The organism is Lysobacter ciconiae (genome assembly GCF_015209725.1).
Lineage (GTDB): Bacteria > Pseudomonadota > Gammaproteobacteria > Xanthomonadales > Xanthomonadaceae > Novilysobacter > Novilysobacter ciconiae.
Genome location: NZ_CP063656.1, coordinates 1,349,129 through 1,368,698, shown reverse-complemented (window position 1 = coordinate 1,368,698; position 19,570 = coordinate 1,349,129). Strand labels below are relative to the sequence as shown.

At 67.0% G+C, this 19,570-nt stretch carries 20 protein-coding genes; 14 read left to right on the top strand and 6 right to left on the bottom strand.

Annotation, left to right across the window (positions count from 1 at the left end):
- Nucleotides 1-10: 10 nt before the first annotated feature.
- Together INQ41_RS06280 and INQ41_RS06275 are read right to left on the bottom strand one after the other, a co-directional pair.
- Nucleotides 11-808 (bottom strand): amidohydrolase, encoded by a 798-nt coding sequence (locus INQ41_RS06280; RefSeq protein ID WP_193987043.1) that lies wholly within the window; start codon nt 806-808, stop codon nt 11-13.
- Nucleotides 808-1,986: a pyridoxal phosphate-dependent aminotransferase gene (locus INQ41_RS06275; protein ID WP_193987042.1), complete on the bottom strand. Its 1,179-nt coding sequence runs from the start codon at nt 1,984-1,986 to the stop codon at nt 808-810. The genes INQ41_RS06280 and INQ41_RS06275 overlap by 1 nt, the downstream gene beginning before the upstream one ends.
- Nucleotides 1,987-2,170: 184 nt before the next feature.
- On the opposite strand from INQ41_RS06275, the gene ccmA reads away from it, so the two are divergent.
- The 13 genes from ccmA to INQ41_RS06210 all read left to right on the top strand — a co-directional run bounded on the left by ccmA (nt 2,171) and on the right by INQ41_RS06210 (nt 13,145).
- Nucleotides 2,171-2,830 (top strand): heme ABC exporter ATP-binding protein CcmA, encoded by a 660-nt coding sequence (gene ccmA / locus INQ41_RS06270; protein ID WP_193987041.1) that lies wholly within the window; start codon nt 2,171-2,173, stop codon nt 2,828-2,830.
- Nucleotides 2,827-3,516: a heme exporter protein CcmB gene (gene ccmB, locus INQ41_RS06265; protein ID WP_193987040.1), complete on the top strand. Its 690-nt coding sequence runs from the start codon at nt 2,827-2,829 to the stop codon at nt 3,514-3,516. The genes ccmA and ccmB overlap by 4 nt, the downstream gene beginning before the upstream one ends.
- 5 nt (nt 3,517-3,521) lie before the next feature.
- A complete protein-coding gene (locus tag INQ41_RS06260; RefSeq protein WP_193987039.1) occupies nt 3,522-4,307 on the top strand; it encodes a heme ABC transporter permease in 786 nt (261 codons plus the stop codon).
- Nucleotides 4,304-4,489 (top strand): heme exporter protein CcmD, encoded by a 186-nt coding sequence (gene ccmD, locus INQ41_RS06255; protein WP_193987038.1) that lies wholly within the window; start codon nt 4,304-4,306, stop codon nt 4,487-4,489. Before INQ41_RS06260 ends, ccmD begins: the two co-directional genes overlap by 4 nt.
- A complete protein-coding gene (gene ccmE, locus INQ41_RS06250) occupies nt 4,486-4,956 on the top strand; it encodes a cytochrome c maturation protein CcmE (protein WP_193987037.1) in 471 nt (156 codons plus the stop codon). The genes ccmD and ccmE overlap by 4 nt, the downstream gene beginning before the upstream one ends.
- Nucleotides 4,957-4,958: 2 nt before the next feature.
- On the top strand, nt 4,959-6,899 hold the full coding sequence (locus tag INQ41_RS06245) for a heme lyase CcmF/NrfE family subunit (RefSeq protein WP_193987036.1): 1,941 nt from the start codon (nt 4,959-4,961) through the stop codon (nt 6,897-6,899).
- Complete coding sequence (locus INQ41_RS06240; protein WP_193987035.1) at nt 6,896-7,459, top strand: DsbE family thiol:disulfide interchange protein; 564 nt, start codon at nt 6,896-6,898, stop codon at nt 7,457-7,459. Before INQ41_RS06245 ends, INQ41_RS06240 begins: the two co-directional genes overlap by 4 nt.
- Nucleotides 7,456-7,929: a cytochrome c-type biogenesis protein gene (locus INQ41_RS06235; RefSeq protein ID WP_193987034.1), complete on the top strand. Its 474-nt coding sequence runs from the start codon at nt 7,456-7,458 to the stop codon at nt 7,927-7,929. Before INQ41_RS06240 ends, INQ41_RS06235 begins: the two co-directional genes overlap by 4 nt.
- A complete protein-coding gene (locus tag INQ41_RS06230; protein WP_193987033.1) occupies nt 7,929-8,933 on the top strand; it encodes a c-type cytochrome biogenesis protein CcmI/CycH in 1,005 nt (334 codons plus the stop codon). Before INQ41_RS06235 ends, INQ41_RS06230 begins: the two co-directional genes overlap by 1 nt.
- A gap of 10 nt (nt 8,934-8,943) precedes the next feature.
- Nucleotides 8,944-10,089 (top strand): homoserine O-acetyltransferase MetX, encoded by a 1,146-nt coding sequence (gene metX / locus INQ41_RS06225; protein ID WP_193987032.1) that lies wholly within the window; start codon nt 8,944-8,946, stop codon nt 10,087-10,089.
- Between the two features lie 72 nt (nt 10,090-10,161).
- Nucleotides 10,162-10,764: a cysteine dioxygenase family protein gene (locus INQ41_RS06220; RefSeq protein WP_193987031.1), complete on the top strand. Its 603-nt coding sequence runs from the start codon at nt 10,162-10,164 to the stop codon at nt 10,762-10,764.
- Between the two features lie 225 nt (nt 10,765-10,989).
- Nucleotides 10,990-11,628, top strand: a complete 639-nt coding sequence (locus INQ41_RS06215; protein WP_193987030.1) for an SDR family oxidoreductase — start codon at nt 10,990-10,992, stop codon at nt 11,626-11,628.
- Nucleotides 11,628-13,145, top strand: a complete 1,518-nt coding sequence (locus INQ41_RS06210) for an MFS transporter (protein ID WP_193987029.1) — start codon at nt 11,628-11,630, stop codon at nt 13,143-13,145. Before INQ41_RS06215 ends, INQ41_RS06210 begins: the two co-directional genes overlap by 1 nt.
- Before the next feature lie 39 nt (nt 13,146-13,184).
- On the opposite strand, the gene INQ41_RS06205 is transcribed toward INQ41_RS06210, so the two are convergent.
- From INQ41_RS06205 to INQ41_RS06195, 3 genes are read right to left on the bottom strand one after another with little or no spacing between them, the layout of a single operon-like run.
- The gene (locus INQ41_RS06205) at nt 13,185-14,570 is read right to left on the bottom strand and encodes a cytochrome c (RefSeq protein ID WP_193987028.1); all 1,386 of its coding nucleotides are present in this window, start codon (nt 14,568-14,570) and stop codon (nt 13,185-13,187) included.
- 23 nt (nt 14,571-14,593) lie between these two features.
- Nucleotides 14,594-16,192 carry a GMC family oxidoreductase gene (locus INQ41_RS06200; protein WP_193987027.1) on the bottom strand — a complete coding sequence of 533 codons (1,599 nt, stop codon included), beginning with the start codon at nt 16,190-16,192 and terminating at the stop codon, nt 14,594-14,596.
- Between the two features lie 21 nt (nt 16,193-16,213).
- Nucleotides 16,214-16,765 (bottom strand): sugar dehydrogenase complex small subunit, encoded by a 552-nt coding sequence (locus tag INQ41_RS06195; RefSeq protein ID WP_193987026.1) that lies wholly within the window; start codon nt 16,763-16,765, stop codon nt 16,214-16,216.
- 101 nt (nt 16,766-16,866) lie between these two features.
- Between INQ41_RS06195 and INQ41_RS06190 the strand changes: the two genes are divergently transcribed.
- Nucleotides 16,867-18,174, top strand: a complete 1,308-nt coding sequence (locus INQ41_RS06190; protein ID WP_193987025.1) for a carbohydrate porin — start codon at nt 16,867-16,869, stop codon at nt 18,172-18,174.
- 19 nt (nt 18,175-18,193) lie between these two features.
- Here INQ41_RS06190 and INQ41_RS06185 read toward each other — a convergent pair whose 3' ends face one another.
- Nucleotides 18,194-19,531 carry an MFS transporter gene (locus INQ41_RS06185; RefSeq protein WP_193987024.1) on the bottom strand — a complete coding sequence of 446 codons (1,338 nt, stop codon included), beginning with the start codon at nt 19,529-19,531 and terminating at the stop codon, nt 18,194-18,196.
- Between the last annotated feature and the right edge of the window lie 39 nt (nt 19,532-19,570).

The window sequence follows — 19,570 nt, the reverse complement described above, 5'->3', positions numbered from 1 at the left end:
TTCGTGTGGCTCACTCCAGCTCGAAGCGGTCCGCGTCCAGTATGGCCGGGAAATGCTCACGGTGGGCGCTCAATCCGGCCGCGAGCAGGGTCGTGGTGGTGAGCAGCTCGCGATCGGTGCATTCGCTCAGCGCATCGCCCACGTAATCGATCACCGCGCTGTCACCGGAATAGGCCAGGTCGTTGCCGTCGGTACCGACGCGGTTGACGCCCGCCACGAAGCAGAGGTTTTCGATCGCCCGCGCCCGCAGCAGCGTCTTCCAGGCATGCGCACGCGCCGCGGGCCAGTTGGCGACATACAGGGCCAGGTCGTAGTCCGGCGCCCCCTCGCGCTCGACATCGAAACGGTTGCGGGAAAACACCGGGAATCGCAGGTCGTAGCAGACCATGGGGCAGATACGCCAGCCTTTCCACTCCACCGTCAGCCGGTCTCGGCCGGGGGCGTAGCGCTTGTGCTCGCCGGCGTAACGGAACAGGTGGCGCTTGTCGTAGCTGTGCAGGCCGCCATCGGGCGTAGCGAACAGCATCCGGTTGAAGACCTTGTCGCCGTCGCGGATCTGCACGCTTCCGGTAACCGCCGCGTCCAGCGCCCTGGCCTGCTCGCGCATCCACGCCACCGATTCGCCGTCCATGGTTTCGGCGTCTTCAATGGCATCGTTGGAGAAACCGCTGGTGAAGGTCTCGGGCAACACCACCAGATCGGTCAGGCCACGCAGGGACGCGATCAGGCCGCCGTAATACTCGCGGTTGCCGGCCGGGTCGTGCCAGAGCGTTTCGCCCTGGACGAGGGAGACACGAAGGTTGTCCATCACAGCTTCTCCAATCGTTTGATCGCCGCATCGCGGGTGGCTTCGCTCTTGGCAAAGCACAGGCGGACCAGCCGCTGCCCGGCCGGTGGCGTGCCATAGAACGGGGACAGCGGAATCGCGGCGACGCCGTGCTCGATCGCCAACCAGCGGCAGAATTCGGCATCGTCCAGATCACTCACCGCCGAGTAATCGACCAGCTGGAAGTAGCCGCCCGGCACCGGCAGGGGCTTGAAGCGTGTGGTCATCAGCTGCTCGCGGAAACGATCGCGCATGGGCTGATAGAACGCGCCCAGCTCCAGGTAGTGCTCCGGCTCGTCGCGGATCATCTCCGCGAAGGCGAACTGCGCCGGGGCGAAGGTGCAGAAGGTGTTGTACTGGTGGACCTTGCGGAATTCGGCGCTCAAGGCCGGCGGCGCCACGCAATAGCCGACCTTCCATCCGGTGCAGTGGTAGGTCTTGCCGAAACTGGAGATCACGAACGCGCGCTCGCGCAGTTCCCGATAGCGCAGCACCGACTCGTGGCGCGCGCCGTCAAAGACGATATGCTCGTAGACCTCGTCCGACAGCAGGTAGATGTCGGTATCGCGCAACAGCGCGGTCAGTTGCTCGATGTCGTCCGCATCCAGCGTCGCGCCGGACGGATTGTGCGGGCTGTTGATCATCAGCATCCGGGTCTGCGGTGTGACCGCAGCGCGGATCAGGTTCCAGTCGGGGGCGAAGGTGTGCGGATCCAGCGGCACGTGGACGGGAATGCCACCGGCCATCTCGATGGCGGGCTCGTAACAGTCGTAACAGGGATCCAGGACGATCACCTCCTCGCCAGGCCGGACCACGGCGTGGATCGCGTCCAGGATCGCCTCGCTGCCGCCGGAGGTGACGGTGATCTCGGCATCCACATCGGGCCGGTAGCCGTAGCAGCGCTCGGTCTTCTCCGCGATCGCCTCGCGCAGCGTCGGGATGCCGCTCATCGGCGCGTACTGGTTGCGTCCGTCGCGCATCGCCCTGGCGAGGGCCTCCACCAACCGTTCCGGCGGATCGAAGTCGGGAAACCCCTGACCCAGGTTGACCGCGTTGTGGTCAGCGGCCAGTTGCGACATCACGGTGAAGATCGTCGTGCCCACCTTGGGCAACTTGGTTTCCGGGGTGGGCACGCTGGGGGCGGTGGCGTTGGTCGACATCGGCGGGACCTTTGATTCGCAAAGACAGCCAGTCTACGAAATCGCGGGGCGGCGGGGATGCCGCCTGTGCCGCCGGCTCGCCCAGCGCGGCGGCGTTTGCTTCCGCTGGAGCACCCGCCGCCGGGATGCTGCAGCGAACGGCTAACATGGGCGCCCGGAGTTCCACCGGCCACGACGCCTCCAGATGACCGCCGCCGATCGATCCGCCCCGCCCCTGCTTGCCGCCCGCGGCCTGCATTTCGCCCGCAATGACGACCCCGTGTTCGGCCCGCTGGATTTCTCGGTGGACGCGGGCGAAGCGCTGCTCGTGCAAGGCGGCAATGGCTCCGGCAAGACCACGCTGCTGCGCGTGCTGGCCGGCCTGCTGCGCGCCGACGGCGGCGAGGTGGATGTCGACGGGCAGCGGGCGCGGGCGTCGCGCCGGGCGCGGGCCATTGCCTACATGGGGCATCTGCCCGGCTTCAAGGCCGACCTGAGCGCGATGGAAAACCTGTCCTTCCTGTGCGGCCTGCAGGGACGGCGGCGCAACCAGCTGCCGATCAATGCCCTGGCCATCGTCGGGCTGGGCGGATACGAGGACGCGCTCGCGCGCCAGCTGTCCGCCGGCCAGAAGAAGCGGCTGTCACTCGCGCGGCTGTGGTTGTCGCCGGCACCGCTGTGGCTGCTGGATGAGCCCTACGCCAACCTGGACCTGGAAGGCATCGAGCTGGTCAACCGGATGATCCAGGCACACCTGCGCAGCGGCGGGGCGGCCCTGGTGACGACCCACGGTGCCTACGCGGCGCCGCCGGTGCGCACGCGCATGCTCGAGATGGTCCGGCCGTCCAGCGGGGCAATCGCATGAGCAGCGCCCTGCCCGGTCTTCCCGGCTCCGCAAAGGCGCTGATGAAGCGCGACCTGCGCCTGCTGTGGCGCCGCCGCGGCGATGCGTTCCAGCCCGCGTTGTTCGCGCTGCTGGTGGTGGTGCTGTTCGCGCTGGCCCTCGGCGGCGAGCCCGACACCCTTGCCGCGGTCGCGGGGGCGGTGCTCTGGGTCGCGATCCTGCTGGCCGGCCTGCTCTCGCTGGACACACTGTTTCGCGGCGATGCCGAGGACGGGTCCCTGGAGCAATGGATGCTCGCGCCGGTGCCGCTGGGCTGGCTGGTCGGCGTGCGCACCCTCATGCACTGGGCGACCACGGCCCTGCCGCTGCTACTCGCAGCGCCGTTCCTGGCCGAACTGATGCACCTGCCGCGGGCCCAATTGCCCGTGCTGATGGCCGCCCTGGCACTGGGTACTCCCCTGCTGAGCCTGCTGGGCGCCGTGGTTGCCGCATTGACCGTTGGAATGAGGCGCTCCGGTATACTTGTCGCCTTGCTGGCCCTACCCCTTTACGTGCCTGTGCTGGTCTTCGGCGCCGGCAGCGTCGCTGCAGCGGCGCAGGGGCTGGATCCGGTCGGCCCGCTGCTCCTGCTGGGCGCCGGACTGGCGGTAGCGCTGGTGCTGGCGCCACTGGTGGCAGCAGCGGCGATCCGGATCGCTCTGAATTGAGGCATATGAATCCCATCGTTCTGTGGTTCCACAAACTCGGTTCGCCTCCCACCTTCGACCGTTTCGCCGCCCGTTGGGCGCCTTGGGCGTACGGGCTGGGCCTGCTGGTGATGGCGTGGGGTATTTATGGCGCCCTGTTCACCGTGCCGGCCGACTACCAGCAGGGCGACAGCTTCCGCATCCTGTACATCCACGTGCCGGCGGCATGGATGAGCCTGGCGGTGTTCGGCCTGATGGCGATCTACGCCGCGATCGCGCTGGTCTGGCGGATCAAGCTGTGCGAGATCCTGGCGATGGCCTGTGCACCGATCGGCGCCGGGTTCACCCTGATTACCCTGGCCACCGGCTCGATCTGGGGCAAGCCGATGTGGGGCACCTGGTGGGACTGGGACCCGCGCCTGACCACCCAGCTGATCCTGCTGTTCCTGTATCTGGGCGTGATCGGCCTGTACAACGCGATTGATGACCGCCGCAGTGCAGCGCGTGCCGCAGGCCTGCTGGCGATTGTCGGCGTGGTGTTGCTGCCGATCATCCGTTACTCGGTGGTGTGGTGGAACTCGCTGCACCAGGGCCAGACGATCCGCCTGCTGGGGGAGTCGACGATGGACCCCAGCATGCTGCAGCCGCTGATCTGGATGCTGGTCGGTACCAAGCTGTGGTTCATCGGCGCGCTGCTGGTGCGCGCGCGCGCCGACAACCTGCGCCGCGAATCGGGCAAGGCCTGGGTCGCCGCGCTGGCGTCCGCGCCGACCGGTGACAGGCCCCAGACGAGCCCGGGTATCTCGCCATGAGTTACCTGGGCTATGTGATTGCCGCCTACGCGGTGTTTGCGGTCGTGCTGGGCGGGGAGTTCCTCGCCAGCTGGCTGCAGGTGCGCCGGGAGTTGCGCAACGCACGTCGCCGTGTCGCGCGCCAAGCCGCCGCTCGCACGCACCAGGCGCCGCCCTCCGTCTCCAACGAGTTGACCCGATGAATCCGATTCGCCGCCGCCGCCTGATCTGGGTGCTTGCCCTTGTCGTCGCCGCCACCATCGCCGCCTCGCTGGTGGCCATGGCGCTGCAGCGCAACGTCGCCTATCTCTACACGCCCAACGAGGTGATCACCGGCGAGGCCGGCGCGGACGTCTCATCCGGCCAGGCCCGGTTCCGCCTCGGCGGCATGGTCGCGGAAGGTTCTCTCAAACGCACCGACGGCTCACTGGACTCGCACTTCAGCGTAACCGACGGCGACGCCGAGATGCCCGTCGTGTACACCGGAATCCTCCCCGACCTGTTCCGCGAGAACCAGGCGGTGATCGCCACCGGCCGGATGGAGGGCGACCTCTTCGTCGCCGAGCAAGTGCTGGCCAAACACGACGAGACCTACATGCCCAAGGAAGTGGCCGACAAGATGGGGATCGCCCACCAGAAACACGACGTAGATACCCCGGCGGGGCCGTAGGCATGCTGCCGGAGCTGGGCCAACTCGCCCTGATTCTTGCCCTGCTGGTGGCGGCGCTGCAGGCCGCATTGCCACTCATTGGTGCCCACCGCGGCATCCACACCTGGATGGCCGTCGCCCGGCCGGCGGCCTACGCGCAGATGGTGCTGGTAGGATTTGCCTTCGTGGTGCTGACGATCGGTTTCGTCATGCAGGACTTCTCGTTGCGGTACGTGGCGGAGAACTCCAACTCCCTGCTGCCGCTGGGCTATCGCTACACCGCAGTCTGGGGCGCGCACGAGGGCTCGCTGCTGATGTGGGCGACGGTGCTCACGCTGTGGACGGGCGCGGTGGCGAAGTTCTCCCAGCGCCTGCCGGCGGAGGTGGTCGCCCGCGTGCTCGGGGTGATGGGCATCGTCAGCCTGGGCTTCCTTGCCTTCCTGATCTTCACCAGCAACCCGTTCGAGCGATTGCTGCCGGCCGCAATGGAAGGGCGCGACCTCAATCCGCTGCTGCAGGACCCGGGGATGATCATCCATCCGCCGATGCTGTACATCGGCTACGTGGGTTTCGCCGTGCCGTTCTCCTTCGCCATCGCCGCGCTGCTGGACGGCAGGGTCGACACGCGCTGGGTGCGCTGGACCCGGCCATGGACCAACGTCGCCTGGTCATTCCTTACCCTGGGCATCGCGCTGGGCAGCTGGTGGGCGTATTACGAGCTCGGCTGGGGTGGCTGGTGGTTCTGGGATCCGGTCGAGAATGCGAGCTTCATGCCGTGGCTGGCCGGCGCCGCGCTGTTGCACTCCCAGGCCGTTACCGAGAAGCGCGGCAGCTTCCGCGGCTGGACCCTGCTGCTGGCGATTGCCAGTTTCTCGCTGTCGCTGCTGGGGACGTTCCTGGTGCGCTCCGGCGTGCTGACCAGCGTGCACGCCTTCGCGGCCGACCCGGCGCGCGGCCTGTTCATCCTGATCTTCCTGGGCATCGTGATCGGCGGCTCGCTGGTTCTCTACGCCATCCGTGCCCCGGGAATCCATCACGACAAGCCGTTTGCGGTCTATTCGCGCGAGACCCTGCTGCTGGCGAACAACCTGCTGCTGGCGACGGCCTGCGCGATGGTGCTGCTGGGCACGCTGTATCCCCTGCTGGCCGACGCGCTGGAGCTGGGCAAGATCTCCGTCGGGCCGCCGTACTTTGCCTTGTTGTTCATCCTGCTGATGGCACCGATCGTGTTGCTGTTGCCATTCGGGCCGCTGACGCGCTGGCAGCGTGACCAGCCCTCGCGGGTGATGGCAATGCTCGCGCCGTGGCTGCTCGTCGCGCTGGTGGCCGGCGTGGCCGCATTCTTCCTTGCACCGCAGGGTCGCTGGAAGGTGGCCGCGGGCATCTTCGGCGCCGCCTGGGTGGGGCTGGGAACGCTGCGTTTCGTGTGGTCCCGCTACAAGGGCGCCAGGACGCGCATGACCGCGGAAATGCTGGGCATGACCTTGGCCCATCTGGGCGTGGCGGTTTTCCTGGTAGGAGCGCTGCTGGTTGAAGGCCTGGAGCAGCAGAAGGAAGTGGCGGTCAAGGCGGGCGAGACCGTGGAGCTGGGCCACTACGCGTTCCGCTTCGACGGCGTCGACATGCGCCAGGGGCCGAACTACACCGCCAGCTACGCCACCGTGCACGCGTTCAAGGACGGCAAGCCGCTTGCCGAGCTGCACCCCGAGAAGCGCACCTACGCCAGTGGCGGCGAAGTCATGACCGAGGCGGCGATCGTCAGCGGCGTCACCCGCGACCTCTACGTCGCCATCGGCGAATCGCTGGGCAACGATGCCTGGGCACTGCGCATGCAGGTCAAGCCGTTCGTGCGCTGGATCTGGGCCGGCGCCCTGTTGATGATGCTTGGCGGGCTGGTATCGGCTTCCGACAAACGATTCCGCCGGCCGGCGCCGCCTGCTGTCCGACCCGAGGCCACGCCATGACTCCCATCGAAAAATCGACCTTCTCGCGCTGGGTGCCGCTGCTGGCGGCGGCGGCCATTGGCGCCCTCCTGCTGGCGGGCGTGATCCTGAGCCGCAATCAGGATCGAGAAGCCCTGCCCTCGCCGTTGATCGGCAAGCCGGCGCCGGCGTTCGACCTGCCGGTGCTGCATGACGCGTCCTACCGCATCTCGTCCAGGGACCTGCTGGGCGAGCCGTACCTGATGAACGTCTGGGGCAGCTGGTGCCCGGAGTGCCGGGTCGAGCATCCAGTGCTCACCAGATTTGCCGAGACCAAGCGCGTGCGCGTGGTCGGCTACAACCTCAAGGACGAGCGCGAAGACGCCCTGCGCTGGCTGGAGCAGTTCGGCAACCTCTACTTCGTGGTGCTGACCGACTACAGCGGCGAGACCGCACTGGACTGGGGCATCTACGGTGCACCGGAGACCTTCCTGGTCGACGCCAAGGGTGTGGTTCGCTGGAAGCACGTTGGCACCGTGACCGAGCAAATCCTCGACGACGAGGTCATCCCCCTGCTCGATCGCATGGACGCTGAATCATGAGGCGTCGCTGGCCGCTGGTATTGCTGCTCGCCCTGCTGTTGCCGACGTTGGCTTTCGCGCAGGCGGTGAGGGACCCCTCGCCGATGCAGTTCACCGACCAGGCCGAAGCCGACCGCTTCCACGACCTGGCCGGCGAGCTGCGCTGCGTCAAATGCCAGAACCAGTCGCTTGCCGACTCCAATGCGGCCATCGCCCAGGACCTGCGCCACGAGGTGCTGACGCTGATGCGCCAGGGCAAGTCGAACGCGGAGGTCAAGGACTACCTGGTGGACCGCTACGGCGAGTTCGTGCTGTACCGGCCGCGGATGGACACCAAGACCTGGTTGCTGTGGTTCGGCCCGGCCCTGGTGCTGCTGGCCGGCGCGGGGGTCGTGGTCAACGTGGTCCGGCGGCATGCGCGGATGGGTGCGGCCGGAACCGCTGACAACGCAAAAGCCACCGCCGCCATCGATGAAGACCAGGAGTGGTGATGACCGTTTTCGTGATCGCCGGACTTGGCATGGCGCTGGCCTCGATGCTGTGGGTGCTGCGGCCGCTGTGGCGCAGCCGTCCCTTGCCGGGCATCGCGCTGGCGGTGCTGCTGGCGACCAGCGCCGGGCTGATTTATTCGTTTGTGGGCACACCTCGCGCGCTGGATCCGCTGCAGCGCACCGCGCCGGAGACGCTGGCTGACGCGGTCGGTCAACTGGAGGCCGAGCTGGCCCGCGACCCCAACCAGGTGGAGGGCTGGCGCTTGCTTGCCCGCGCCCATCTTGCCCAGGGCGATATCGCGGAGTCGATGCAGGCCTATGACCGGGCACTCAAGCTGGCACCCGATGACCCCGACATCCTGGCCGAAGCCGCCGAGGTCCGCGCCCGCTCGCACGCCGACCGCAGTTTCGACGCCACTTCGGTCGGCATGCTGGAGCACGCACTCGCCCAGCAGCCCGACCACCAGCGCGCCCGCTGGTTCCTCGGTATCGCCCAGCGCCAGGCCGGCAACGCCGCCGCCGCGGTCGCGACCTGGGAACCGCTGCTCGCCCAGGTGGATGCTGCAACGGCCGCCAGCCTGCGTCCGCAGATCGACGCCGCGCGACTGGATGCCGGGATGGAACCGCTGCCTGAGGCGGCGCCGGTCGCGGCGTCGCCGGTGAACATCACCGTCAGCGTATCGCTTGACCCACGTCTGGCGATGCAGTATCCGCAGGGCGCTAGCGTCTTCGTCATCGCCCGCCAGACCAATGGGTCCCCGGTGCCGGTCGCGGTAAAGAAGCTGCAGGCCGGTGGCTTTCCGCTCACCGTGACCCTGACTGACAGCGACAGCCTGATGCCCACCATGAAGCTGTCCGAGCTCGAGCAGGTGCGCCTGAGCGCACGCATTTCCGCCAGCGGCGAGGCAAGCGCCCGCCCCGGCGATTTCGAGTCGGCGCCGGTCGAGGTCGAGGCCGGGCCCGAAGTCGCCGCGGCGCTTCTGATCGACAAGGTGGTCAAATAATGGTCGCGCAATGACCGAATTCATTCCGCCAAGCACGCGCTGGATCGACCTGCCCTCGCCCTTTCCGATGAAACGCGGCGGCCGCCTGCACGGTGCGCGGATTGCCTACGAGACCTGGGGCGAACTCAACGCCGCCGCCGACAACGCCGTGCTGGTCGCGCCCGGCCTCTCGCCTAATGCCCACATGGCCTCGTCCGAGGCCAATCCGGCGGATGGCTGGTGGGAGCCGATGGTCGGCCCGGGCAAGCCGATCGATACCGATCGCTGGTTCGTCATCTGCGCCAACCCACTGGGCAGCTGCAAGGGATCCACTGGGCCCGCCTCCAGCAACCCCGACACGGGGCTGCCGTACCGCTTCCGTTTCCCCGAGCTCTCGATCGAGGACGGCGCCGACGCCCTCGCCCATGTGGTCCGCGCGCTGGGCATCGAGCGGCTGGCCTGCGTGGTCGGCAATTCGATGGGCGGGATGGTCGCGCTGTCGCTGCTGATCCGCCACCCGGGCATCGCCGCCGCGCATCTGAACGTCGCCGGCGCCGCCCGCGCACTGCCATGGTCGATCGCCATCCGCTCCTTGCAGCGCGAGGCGATCCGGCTGGACCCCAACTTCAACGGTGGCGATTACAGCGACGCAGCCTACCCGGAGTCCGGCATGCGCATGGCGCGCAAGCTGGGCGTCATCACCTATCGCTCGGCGCTGGAATGGGATGGCCGCTTCGGTCGGGTCAGGCTGGACTCCGAGCAGACCGACGACGAGCCCTTTGGCCTCGAGTTCCAGGTGGAAAGCTACCTGGAAGCCCACGCGCGCCGTTTTGTCCGCCATTTCGATCCCAACTGCTACCTGTACCTGAGTCGCTCGATGGACTGGTTCGATCTGGGCGACCACTGCGCCGAGCGCGAGGTGGGCGACCGCGCGGCCAGCCAGGCGCACACGCGTGCCGGACTGGCAGCGATCCGCATCGATCGTGCGCTGACCATTGGTGCGCAGACCGATGTCCTGTTCCCGCTGCAGCAGCAGATGGAGATTGCGGACGGGCTGCGCGAGGGCGGCGCAGCGGCGGAGTGCCTGCCGATGCCGTCCCCGCAGGGCCATGACGCATTCCTGGTGGACTACGAGCGCTACTGCCCGGCAATCCGCACGTTTTTCGACAGCCTGTGATTCGCGCGACCTGCGCTGCTCGGCGGATTGCGTGCCCCGGCGCTCGCGAGCCCATCCAGTAGAATCAATCACATGAACGCAAACGCCTTGCCCGACATCACCCTGCCCGACATCAGCTTTCCCGGCCGAGCCAAGCTCGTCGCCCTGCTCGATGCCGCCGTCAGCCGCGGCGACGAGCACCAGGTAACGGCAGCGCTGCGCAATGCGCTGTCCAGCATCATTCCCGACAGCGAGATCCAGCTGCCCGATTGCGTCTCCGAGCCCATCGAAGGCCATTACGCACGCCGCGAGATCTATCGCAGCGCCGAGCACGGCTACAGCGTTGTGGCGATGACTTGGGGGCCCGGCCAGGGCACCCCCGTGCACGACCACTGCGGCCTGTGGTGCGTGGAAGGCGTCTGGCAGGGCGGTCTGGACATCACCCAGTACGAGTTGCTGGAACGCGACGGCGAGCGGTTCCGCTTCCGCGGCACCGGCGGCATGATCGCCGGTCCGGGCAGCGCCGGCAGCCTGATCCCGCCGCACGAATATCACGCGATCCGCAACAGCAGCAGCGACCAGATCGCGATCTCGGTCCACATCTACAAGGGACCGATGGAGACCTGCGCGATGTTCGTGCCGGTGGATGGCGAGTGGTTCGCGCGTGTCGAGAAGGCGCTGCCGGTCGACCTGTAAGCATCCGGCAGGCGCAACCGCGCGACGGATGCCCTGGCGCGTCGACCGTCGCGCGCTGACGCGCAGCGTGCTTGCACACGCGCACTGGACACCCGATGGCGTAGAACAGGCACCAGCGCTTCCACAGCCGGGCTTCCAAAGCCGAATCGTCGCAGCCCTGTTCCTAGAGCCGCCTGCTTCTGCTGCATGCGACAGCGCCGGCCCCAATCATCCAGGAAAACTCCCATGCGCGTCCTCATCGTCGGTGCAAACGGCAATATCGGCCGTCGGCTGATCCAGCAGATGGCCTCCGGTCCACATCAAAGCCAGGCAACGATCCGCGACGCGAAGCAGGCGGCGGAGCTGCGAGAGCTTGGCGCCGATGCCACCGTGGTGGCGGATCTGGAGCACGACATCCAGGCCGCATTGGACGGCTGCGATGCGGTCATTTTCACCGCGGGCTCGGGCGGCAAGGGCGGTGCGGAGAAGACCGATGCGGTCGACCGCGATGGCGCAATCGCAGTCATCGATGCAGCGCAGAAGGCAGGCGTCGAGCGGTTCGTGATGGTGTCCTCCATGGGCGCCGACACGCCGGGACAAGGACCCGAGGGCCTGCAGCATTACCTCGCCGCCAAGCAGGCCGCCGACGAGCACCTGCGCGAGAGCGATCTGCACTACACGATCGTTCGTCCAGGCACGCTCAGCGACGAGGCGGGCAGCGGCAGGGTCGAGATCGCTAAGGATCTCGGCCGCCACGGCACGGTCCCGCGCGATGACGTGGCCACCGTCCTGCTGCAGGTGCTGGGCGCCAAGAACACCTGGGGCAAACAGTTCGAGCTGCTCTCGGGTACATCGTCAGTGTCCGCAGCGGTTGCTGCCATTTGATGGAGCAGGCAGACGGCGCGAGCCGCTGGCGCATCCTGGCGGTGCTGCTGGGCGTGATCTTCATGTCGTTGATCGGCGTGAGCATCGTCAACGTCGCCCTGCCCTCCATCCAGGTCGGCTTGGATGCGGACCAGTCGGACCTGCAGTGGGTATTGTCGGGCTATGCGCTGACCTTCGGGATCATCCTGGTTGCCGCCGGGCGCGCGGGCGACATCGTCGGGCGCGGCGGGATCTTCCTCGTCGGTGTGGGCATCTTCACCGTGTCCTCCATTGCGGCCGGATTCGCCTCGGATGCGATGTGGCTCAACGCAGCGCGCTTCGTCCAGGGAATCGGCTCGGGCCTGCTCAGCCCGCAGGTGATCGGGATGATCCAGCATTACTTCCGCGGCGATGATCGCGGCAAGGCCTTCGGCTACCTGGGAACGGCGGTGGGCGTTTCAGTGGCGATCGGCCCGGTGCTGGGCGGTTTCCTGATCGGGGCCGGCGGACCGGAACTCGGCTGGCGCCTGACCTTCCTGGTCAATGTGCCTATCGGCATCATCGCGATCATCCTGGGGATGAGGTGGTTCCCGAAGCCGCTTTTCCGCAAACCGCCGCAGGCGACGACCGGCGGCAGGGAAAAACCGGCAAGCTGGCTCTGGTCGCTGGACCCGGTCGGCTCGGTCCTGTTGGGGCTGGCGCTGCTGGCGATCCTCTACCCGTTCATGGAATCCGGTGGCTCGCCGCTGTGGTGGGGCTTGCTGCCGGTCGGCGGCGTCCTGGTCTGGCTATGGGTGCGGTGGGAGCAGCGCTGCCCGCGGCTGGGCCACACGCCGATGGTGGACCTGGACATCTTCCGCACCAGCAGCTTTACCAACGGCACGGCCATCATGACCCTGTACTTCACCGGCATGACCAGTATCTGGGTGCTGGTGGCGCTGTACGTGCAGGATGGGCAGGGAAAGACCGCGTTTGAGTCCGGCCTGTTCGGGATTCCCAGTGCGTTGCTCTCGGCCTACGCGGCGCACTGGTCCGGGCGGCGGGTGAACCAGTACGGCCGCAGGATCGTGATTGCCGGACTCTTCCTCGCCCTGTTCGGGCTCGCCGCCAGCATCGCGGTCGTTTTCCTGCATGAGCAATACGGCCTGAGCGTGTGGTGGCTCATGCTGTCGCTGTCGTTCATCGGCCTGGCGCAGGGCGCCGTGATCAGTCCCAACCAGACCCTGACGCTGGCCGAGGTGCCGCTGGAGTACGCGGGCAGTTCGGGGGCGATCATGCAGACCGGCCAGCGCATTGGTACATCAGTCGGCATCGCCGTAATCACCGCGGCGGTGTTCGCATCGCTGGCGCGGTGGTCCTGGTCGGTGGCCGTGGTCATCGGCTTCGGCCTGATTTCGCTGGTGGTGGTGGTCGCGCTGGCGATGGCGTTCAAGGATCAGCTTGACCGTCGCAGGATCATCGCCGACACGGTGGCCGACGCGGCGGCGGACCAGGACCTGCAGACGCCGCCGACGTTCGTCGGCGACAGCCACTTCTGAGCTGCGCTTCTCCTTGGCCTTCCGAGGCTGGCAGAGCCTTCAGCGGAGCGAGCGCCGCCTGCGTCGGGTCAGCAACCAGAACACCAGGGCGAGGATGACGATCACACCGATGATCAGCCCCGGCATGGCGAGCTTTGCCACCAGCGGTTGCTCACCGGCGTTCCTGCGCAGCTCATCGACCATTGCCGCATCGACCGTTGCGCCGGCCGGATTGCCGTAGGTTTTCAGCACGTAGTTGCTGACCGCGGCCACCTCGGCGCTGGTCAGCTTGTGCTCGAAGGCCTCCATGCTGACGGTCTCGCCATCGACGGTTCGATGGACGCCTTCAAGGATGGCCATGACCAGGTTGTTCGCCTGCCTGGCACCGACGACGGTGTTGCGGAACAGCGGCGGGAATTCTCCGTCATCGGTGCCGGCGCCCGCCATGCCATGGCACGAGGAACACGCACCGTAGAAGATCGCCCGACCATCGGGGTCGTCACCGGTCTCGTCGCCGCGGAACGCGCTGACATCCTCGCTCGGCGCGCCCCAACCGTGGCGCGGCTTTTCGTCGGCCGGATCGCGAACCGGCTTCTGCGCGCGCAGGTAGGTGACGATGTCACGCAGGTCCTGCTCGGGCAGTTTGCTCAGCGAATGCTCGACCGCCTCGCCCATCCCGCCGGCGGCGCCGCCCTTGCCGGCGACCATGCCGGTGCGCATGTACTCCACCAGCTCATCGTCGCTCCAGTCGCCAATACCGCTGACCGGATCAGGGGTGATGTTGTAGGCCTGCCAGCTGCCGACCGCGCCGCCGCCGAACTTCCGGCTCTCGTCGCTGCCCATGCTGAAGTCGCGCGGCGTGTGGCAGGTGCCGCAATGCGCGAGCGCCTCGACCAGATACGCGCCACGGTTCCATGCATCATCCTGCGCCGGTTCGGGCTTCATCTCGCCCTTGCGCAGGTTCAGCAGCTTCCAGCCCGACAGGATCCAGCGCTGGTTGAACGGAAAGCCCAGTTCGCTGACCGGATTGTCCTGGCTCATCGCCGGCAGGCTGAACAGATAGGCCTTGATGGCCAGCACGTCCTCGCGCGAGAGCTTGGTGAAGGCGTCGTAGGGGAACGCCGGGTACAGGTTCTCGCCATTCCTGCCCACCCCCTCGTGCATCGCCCGATAGAACTCCTCGTCGGTCCATTTGCCGATGCCGGTGTCGGGATCGGGCGTGATGTTGGGCGCGACGATCTGGCCGAACGGCGTGGGGATCGAGACGCCTCCGGCGAACGGCTTGGCCGGGTCGGTCGTGTGGCAGGCGACGCAGTCCGCTGCGGTGGCCAGGTAGCGGCCCCGCTCCACGAGGCTCGTGTCCTGTCCCGTCTGCGCCATCGCGCCGCCGCTGACGCACAGCACCACCAGCAGCACTATCCGCCGGACCAGATCAGACGACGCCATGGGCATGGGGGCTCCTCGCATGGTCATATTTCGCGGCGGATGACGTCGGCGGCGCGCAAGGCGAGTGCCGCGCCGGTCAGGGTCGGGTTGATCACCCCGGAGGCCGGGATCACACCGGTGGTGGCCAGAAACAGGTTGGGGTGGTCGTGCGTGCGGCAATCGCCATCCACGACCGAATCGGCCGGGTCGCTGCCCATGATCACGGTGCCCATGATGTGGTCGCGGTTCTGCGGACCGCTGTCGTCATCGAGCAGCTTGGCTTCGAACAGCTTCACGAAACGCTGGTAGTCCTGCTTGGCCACGTCGACGGCGGTACGGAAGTAATCGTCCACGTCGTAATAGATCTGCGGCTTGGGCAGGCCGATCGCGTCCTTCTTCGGGCTCAGCGTGATGCGGTTCTGCGGCAGCGGCAGGATCTCGAAGGTGGTGGAAATCTCGACAAAGCGCGCGGCGTCATGGCGGATGCGGCGGTCCAGCTCGCTGCCCATCAAGCCCTCCTCCAGCAGCGGTTCGGTGACCAGCTGGTTGGCGATTCCGTTGCGCGGTGAGTGCTTGATCGCGGCGTATTGCCTGCGGTGTTCGCCATCGCGCCGATCGAAGATGCCGCCTTGTTGCACCGGGCCCTGGCCCGGCCACAACGCTTCCTTGGTGAGCATGTTCAACGCGATGCCCGTGTGGTCCATCAGGTTGCGTCCGACCTGGTCGGAGGAGTTGGCGACCTCGGACATCAACAGCAGCTTGGGTGTCTCGACGCCGTGGGCGGCGACGATGAAGTACTTGGCCGTGATGCGGGTCGACTTGCCCTCCGGCGACTTGTAGTGCACCGCCACGATCTTGCCGCCGGCGCCCTTCTCCAGCTTCCAGGCGACCGAGTTCTCCAGCAGTTTTGCGCCGGCGCGCTCGGCCTTGTAGGCGTGCACCTCGCCCGAATACAGCGCACCGATCGGGCAGATCGGCATGCAGTTGTTGTTGCCACTGCAAGCCGGCCGACCGTCGTAGGGCTGGGAATTGGTGGAGTTGGGCTCATCGATGAAGTGATGGCCCGCAGCGCTGAACGTCTCCGACAGGCGCTTGGTGTAATGAGTCCACGGCCGCATCGGCATCGGATACGGCTTGGAGCGCGGCGGGAAAGGCGCGCCGCCCTGGCCGCTCTGGTCGTCGGTTTCGCTGCCCGAGACACCCATCGCCTCCTCGGCCAGCTGGTACCACGGCTCCAAATCGTCGTAGTCGATCGGCCAATCGCGGCCGACGCCGTACAGCGTCCTGATCTTGAAATCGTTGGGAATGTAGCGCCACGCCGCACCGGCGTAATGCCAGGTCGTGCCACCGACCAGCCGCAACATGCCCGGCTTGAGCGTGAACGGGCCGACATTCTGCAGGTAGTCATCGGCGTAGGGACCGCCGGAGGATTTGGGCGCCCAGGGCTGGTCCGGGTACGGCGCGTTGTAGTCCAGCTTGTTGGGGCGGTTGCGGTAGTTCTCGACGATCTTCCAGCGCGGCACGCGGGGTCCGGCTTCCAGGATGATCACCGACTTGCCGGCGGTCACCAGACTGTGCGCGGCAACGCTGCCCAGCACTCCGGAGCCGACGACGATGACATCGGCATCGTAGGTTGTGGACATGCTCAGATCCTCAGGAGTTGCTCATTCGGCGGGCAGGACAAGGTCGTCCCAGTAATTCGGTCCACCCAGCGCGTAGGTAGGGATGACGATGATTCCCTCGGTCGGCTGGAACATCAGCGCCTTCTCGAAACTGACCAGGGTCGCGTCGTCGCCCTGCCCCACCTGCCCGAGGTAGAACGCGGAGATGATCGCCATGGCCGTGCCCCTGAGCGCGGGATCGCCGTACAGGTCGGATGCGGCGAACGCATCGACATCGGCCAGCTTGGCCCCGGAGATCGCGCGGTCCAGCGCTGCCCATTGCGCAGCGAAACCGGTGTGCGCCTGGGTCAGCCCCTGGTGGGCGCGCGCCACGATGCGTGCGTCCAGCTCCGGCCGCGCGGTGAGGAAACGTGACAGTTCGACAAAGTCCGGATCGACCTCGGTCGCGGCGACCACCCCTTGTGCCAGACCAGGCGAAGCGCCCACCGCGACGGCGACCGAGGCGGCAAGTGCGGAGACGGCAAGAAAACGCCGACGACCCAGGTCAGTGGATCGATTCACCGAGCTGGCAGGACTTGAGCGGTCATCAGACAAGGCATACTCCAGGCAAGGACACGAATCGAAAAGATGCAGCAGATAGAGGTCGTTGCACGCAGAAACCCGACTTCGTTTCCACCCTACATCAGGAGCCTTCAATGACGACAGGTGCGTACACGTCGATCACCCGGGCGCTTGTCGCGTTCATCTGGATCAGCCTGTGCTCCTGCTCGTCGGCGCACGCTGCCGAGAGCCCTTACCTGTTCGGCGACTGGGACGGAAGCAGAACCCGGCTTGCCGACAAAGGGCTCGTGTTCGACATCGGCTACGACAGCGAGATCGCGCACAACTTCTCCGGTGGCACGCGCCGCCTGACGCGCTACGCCGACCAGTGGAAGCTGGGCGCCAACCTCGACCTGGAATCGCTGTGGGGCTGGCGCGGTAGCCGGTTCCAGATCGTCTATACCCAGCGCAACGGCCGGGATCTGGGCGCCGATGCGCAGATCGGCAACAACCAGCTGCTGCAGGAAGTCTACGGTCGCGGCCAGACGCTGCACCTGACCGTCCTCGCCCTGGGCCAGAGCTTCCTGGACGGCAGGCTGGACTGGCGCATCGGACGGCTGCCGGTGGGAGAGGATTTCCACCAGTTCTCCTGCAATTTCCAGAACCTCACCTTCTGCGGCGCCCAGCCCGGCAGCATCGTCGGCGACTACTGGGTGAACTGGCCCACGAGCCAGTGGGCGACGCGCTTGAAGCTCAACACCACTGAAAGCACCTATGTGCAGATCGGCGCGTACCAGGTCAATCCCAAATACGTGGATGACGGCTACGCGCGCCGCAACGGCTGGAAGCCGGATTTCCCCGACGGCACGACAGGCGTGCTGATCCCGCTGGAGTTCGTCTGGAAGCCGCAGTTCAACGGGCGGGCCGGCAACTACAAGGTCGGCGCGTGGTACAGCAGCGCGGAAGGGTCCGATCTGTACTGGGACCGCCATCGGCAGCCGATCGCGCTCAGTGACGGCGAACCGCTGCAACACAGTCATCGCGACGGCGCCTACCTGAGCTTCCAGCAGAAGATCAGCGGGACCGGGGATTCAGGCGCCACGGTTTTCCTCAATGTCACGCAAGCCGATCGGGACACCTCCGCCACCGACCGCCAGATCGCGCTGGGCGTGCAATACCAGGGACTGTTCGGACGCGCGGAGGACTCGGCGGGCTTCGCGGTTGGCGCCACCCACGCCAACGGCCGCGCGGCCGACCATCAGCGGCTGTACAACCAGTTGCATCCCGCGAATGCGGGGCCGGTGATGGATGGCAACGAATACGTCGCCGAAGTTTTCTACGGCTGGCGTCCGCTATCGTCCGTCACCCTGCGACCGAACCTGCAGTACGTCCGCCACCCGGGCGGGAACCGCGAGCACGACAACGCCCTGGTGTTCGGGCTGAAGAGCAGCATCGCGTTCTGACGCGCATCATCCGGTCTCATCACTCGCCGTCATCGGCGGTGTTGGCCTCCGTGCGGGAGACTTCGGGCAAGCGCCACGACCACGCTGTCCCGAGCAGGCCCATGGCCCCGAGCAGGAGCAAGGCCCAGGAAGTGCCCAGCATGGCCACGGCCGCGCTGAGGCCACCGGTCACCAGCAGCAGCACCCCGATCACGGTGTTGCTGACCGCCGTGTAGTCGGTGCGCCGGTTGCCCTCGGCCATGTCCACCAGGTAGGTCTTGCGACCGATGCGTACACCGGAATGGGCGATCGCCAACACAAAAAACGCCCCGGGATAGAACCATCCGCCGACGCGCCACGTGGGACTCAGCAGCGTCAGTCCGGCGACGAACAGGCACACCGCGGCGGCCAGACCGCCGCCCAGGATCATTACCTGGCGGCTGGACGCGTCAGCCATGAAGCCCCACACGCTTGCGCTGACCGCGCTGGCCAGCCCGGATGCGACGACGAAGCCGCCCAGCAGCACGGCGCTTTCATCCCTCTGCTGGGCGAGTACCACCACGAACGGCGAACCCAGGGCGGACGCCAGCAGGAATGCCCGGGCGATCACGAAGTTGCGAAAGGGCGCATCGCGCCCCAGCAGGCTGAGGCTGCTGACGGCCTCCCGCAGGGCGTTGCCACCACCGGCCGTCTCGCCCTCGAACTCATCCAATCCGGCAAACACCGCAGCCGCCACAAACCAGCACAGCCCGGCCGCCAGCAGGAGGAATGAGTAAAAACGCATGCTGGGATCACTGCCGCCCTCAAACAGCAGCAGCCCGACGATCAGCGCGACCACGCCCGACAGAGTGGAAGCCAACCCGGCGAGGCGTCCCCGCCGGGACCTCGGCACCGTCTTGCCCTGCACGTCCTTCATGGCCACCGAGCAAAACCCGCGGCTGACGCTGAACACCACCAGCAGACCCACCACCGTCAGGGCCGCCGGCACACCCTCCAGAAGCCAAACGGCCAGGGCCATGCCGAGCACGGCCAGCCCCTGCAGGATCGCGCCCATCACCCAGAACCATTTGCGGACCGGGTGCCGGCGCACCCAGGCGCCGATCACCAGCTGCGGAATCAGCGAGCCGGACTCGCGGATCGGCACCAGCACCCCGACCAGTGCCTGGGGCGCACCGACCGCCACGATCAGCCACGCCAGCACGGTCTTGGGGTTGATCAGCAGGTCGCCGATCTTGGTGAACATGCTGGCGACGATGATGCGGAAGAAGTTGCCGGGCACCTCCCTGCACGCATCCTCGCTGATGTCGGTGCAGACGCGCGCGTCCTCTTCATTGGCGACCAGCGCGTAGAGACGCTCGGTGGCGCTAAGGTGTTTCATCGATCCGTTACTGCCCCGGCCGTATAAGGGTCCCAGATA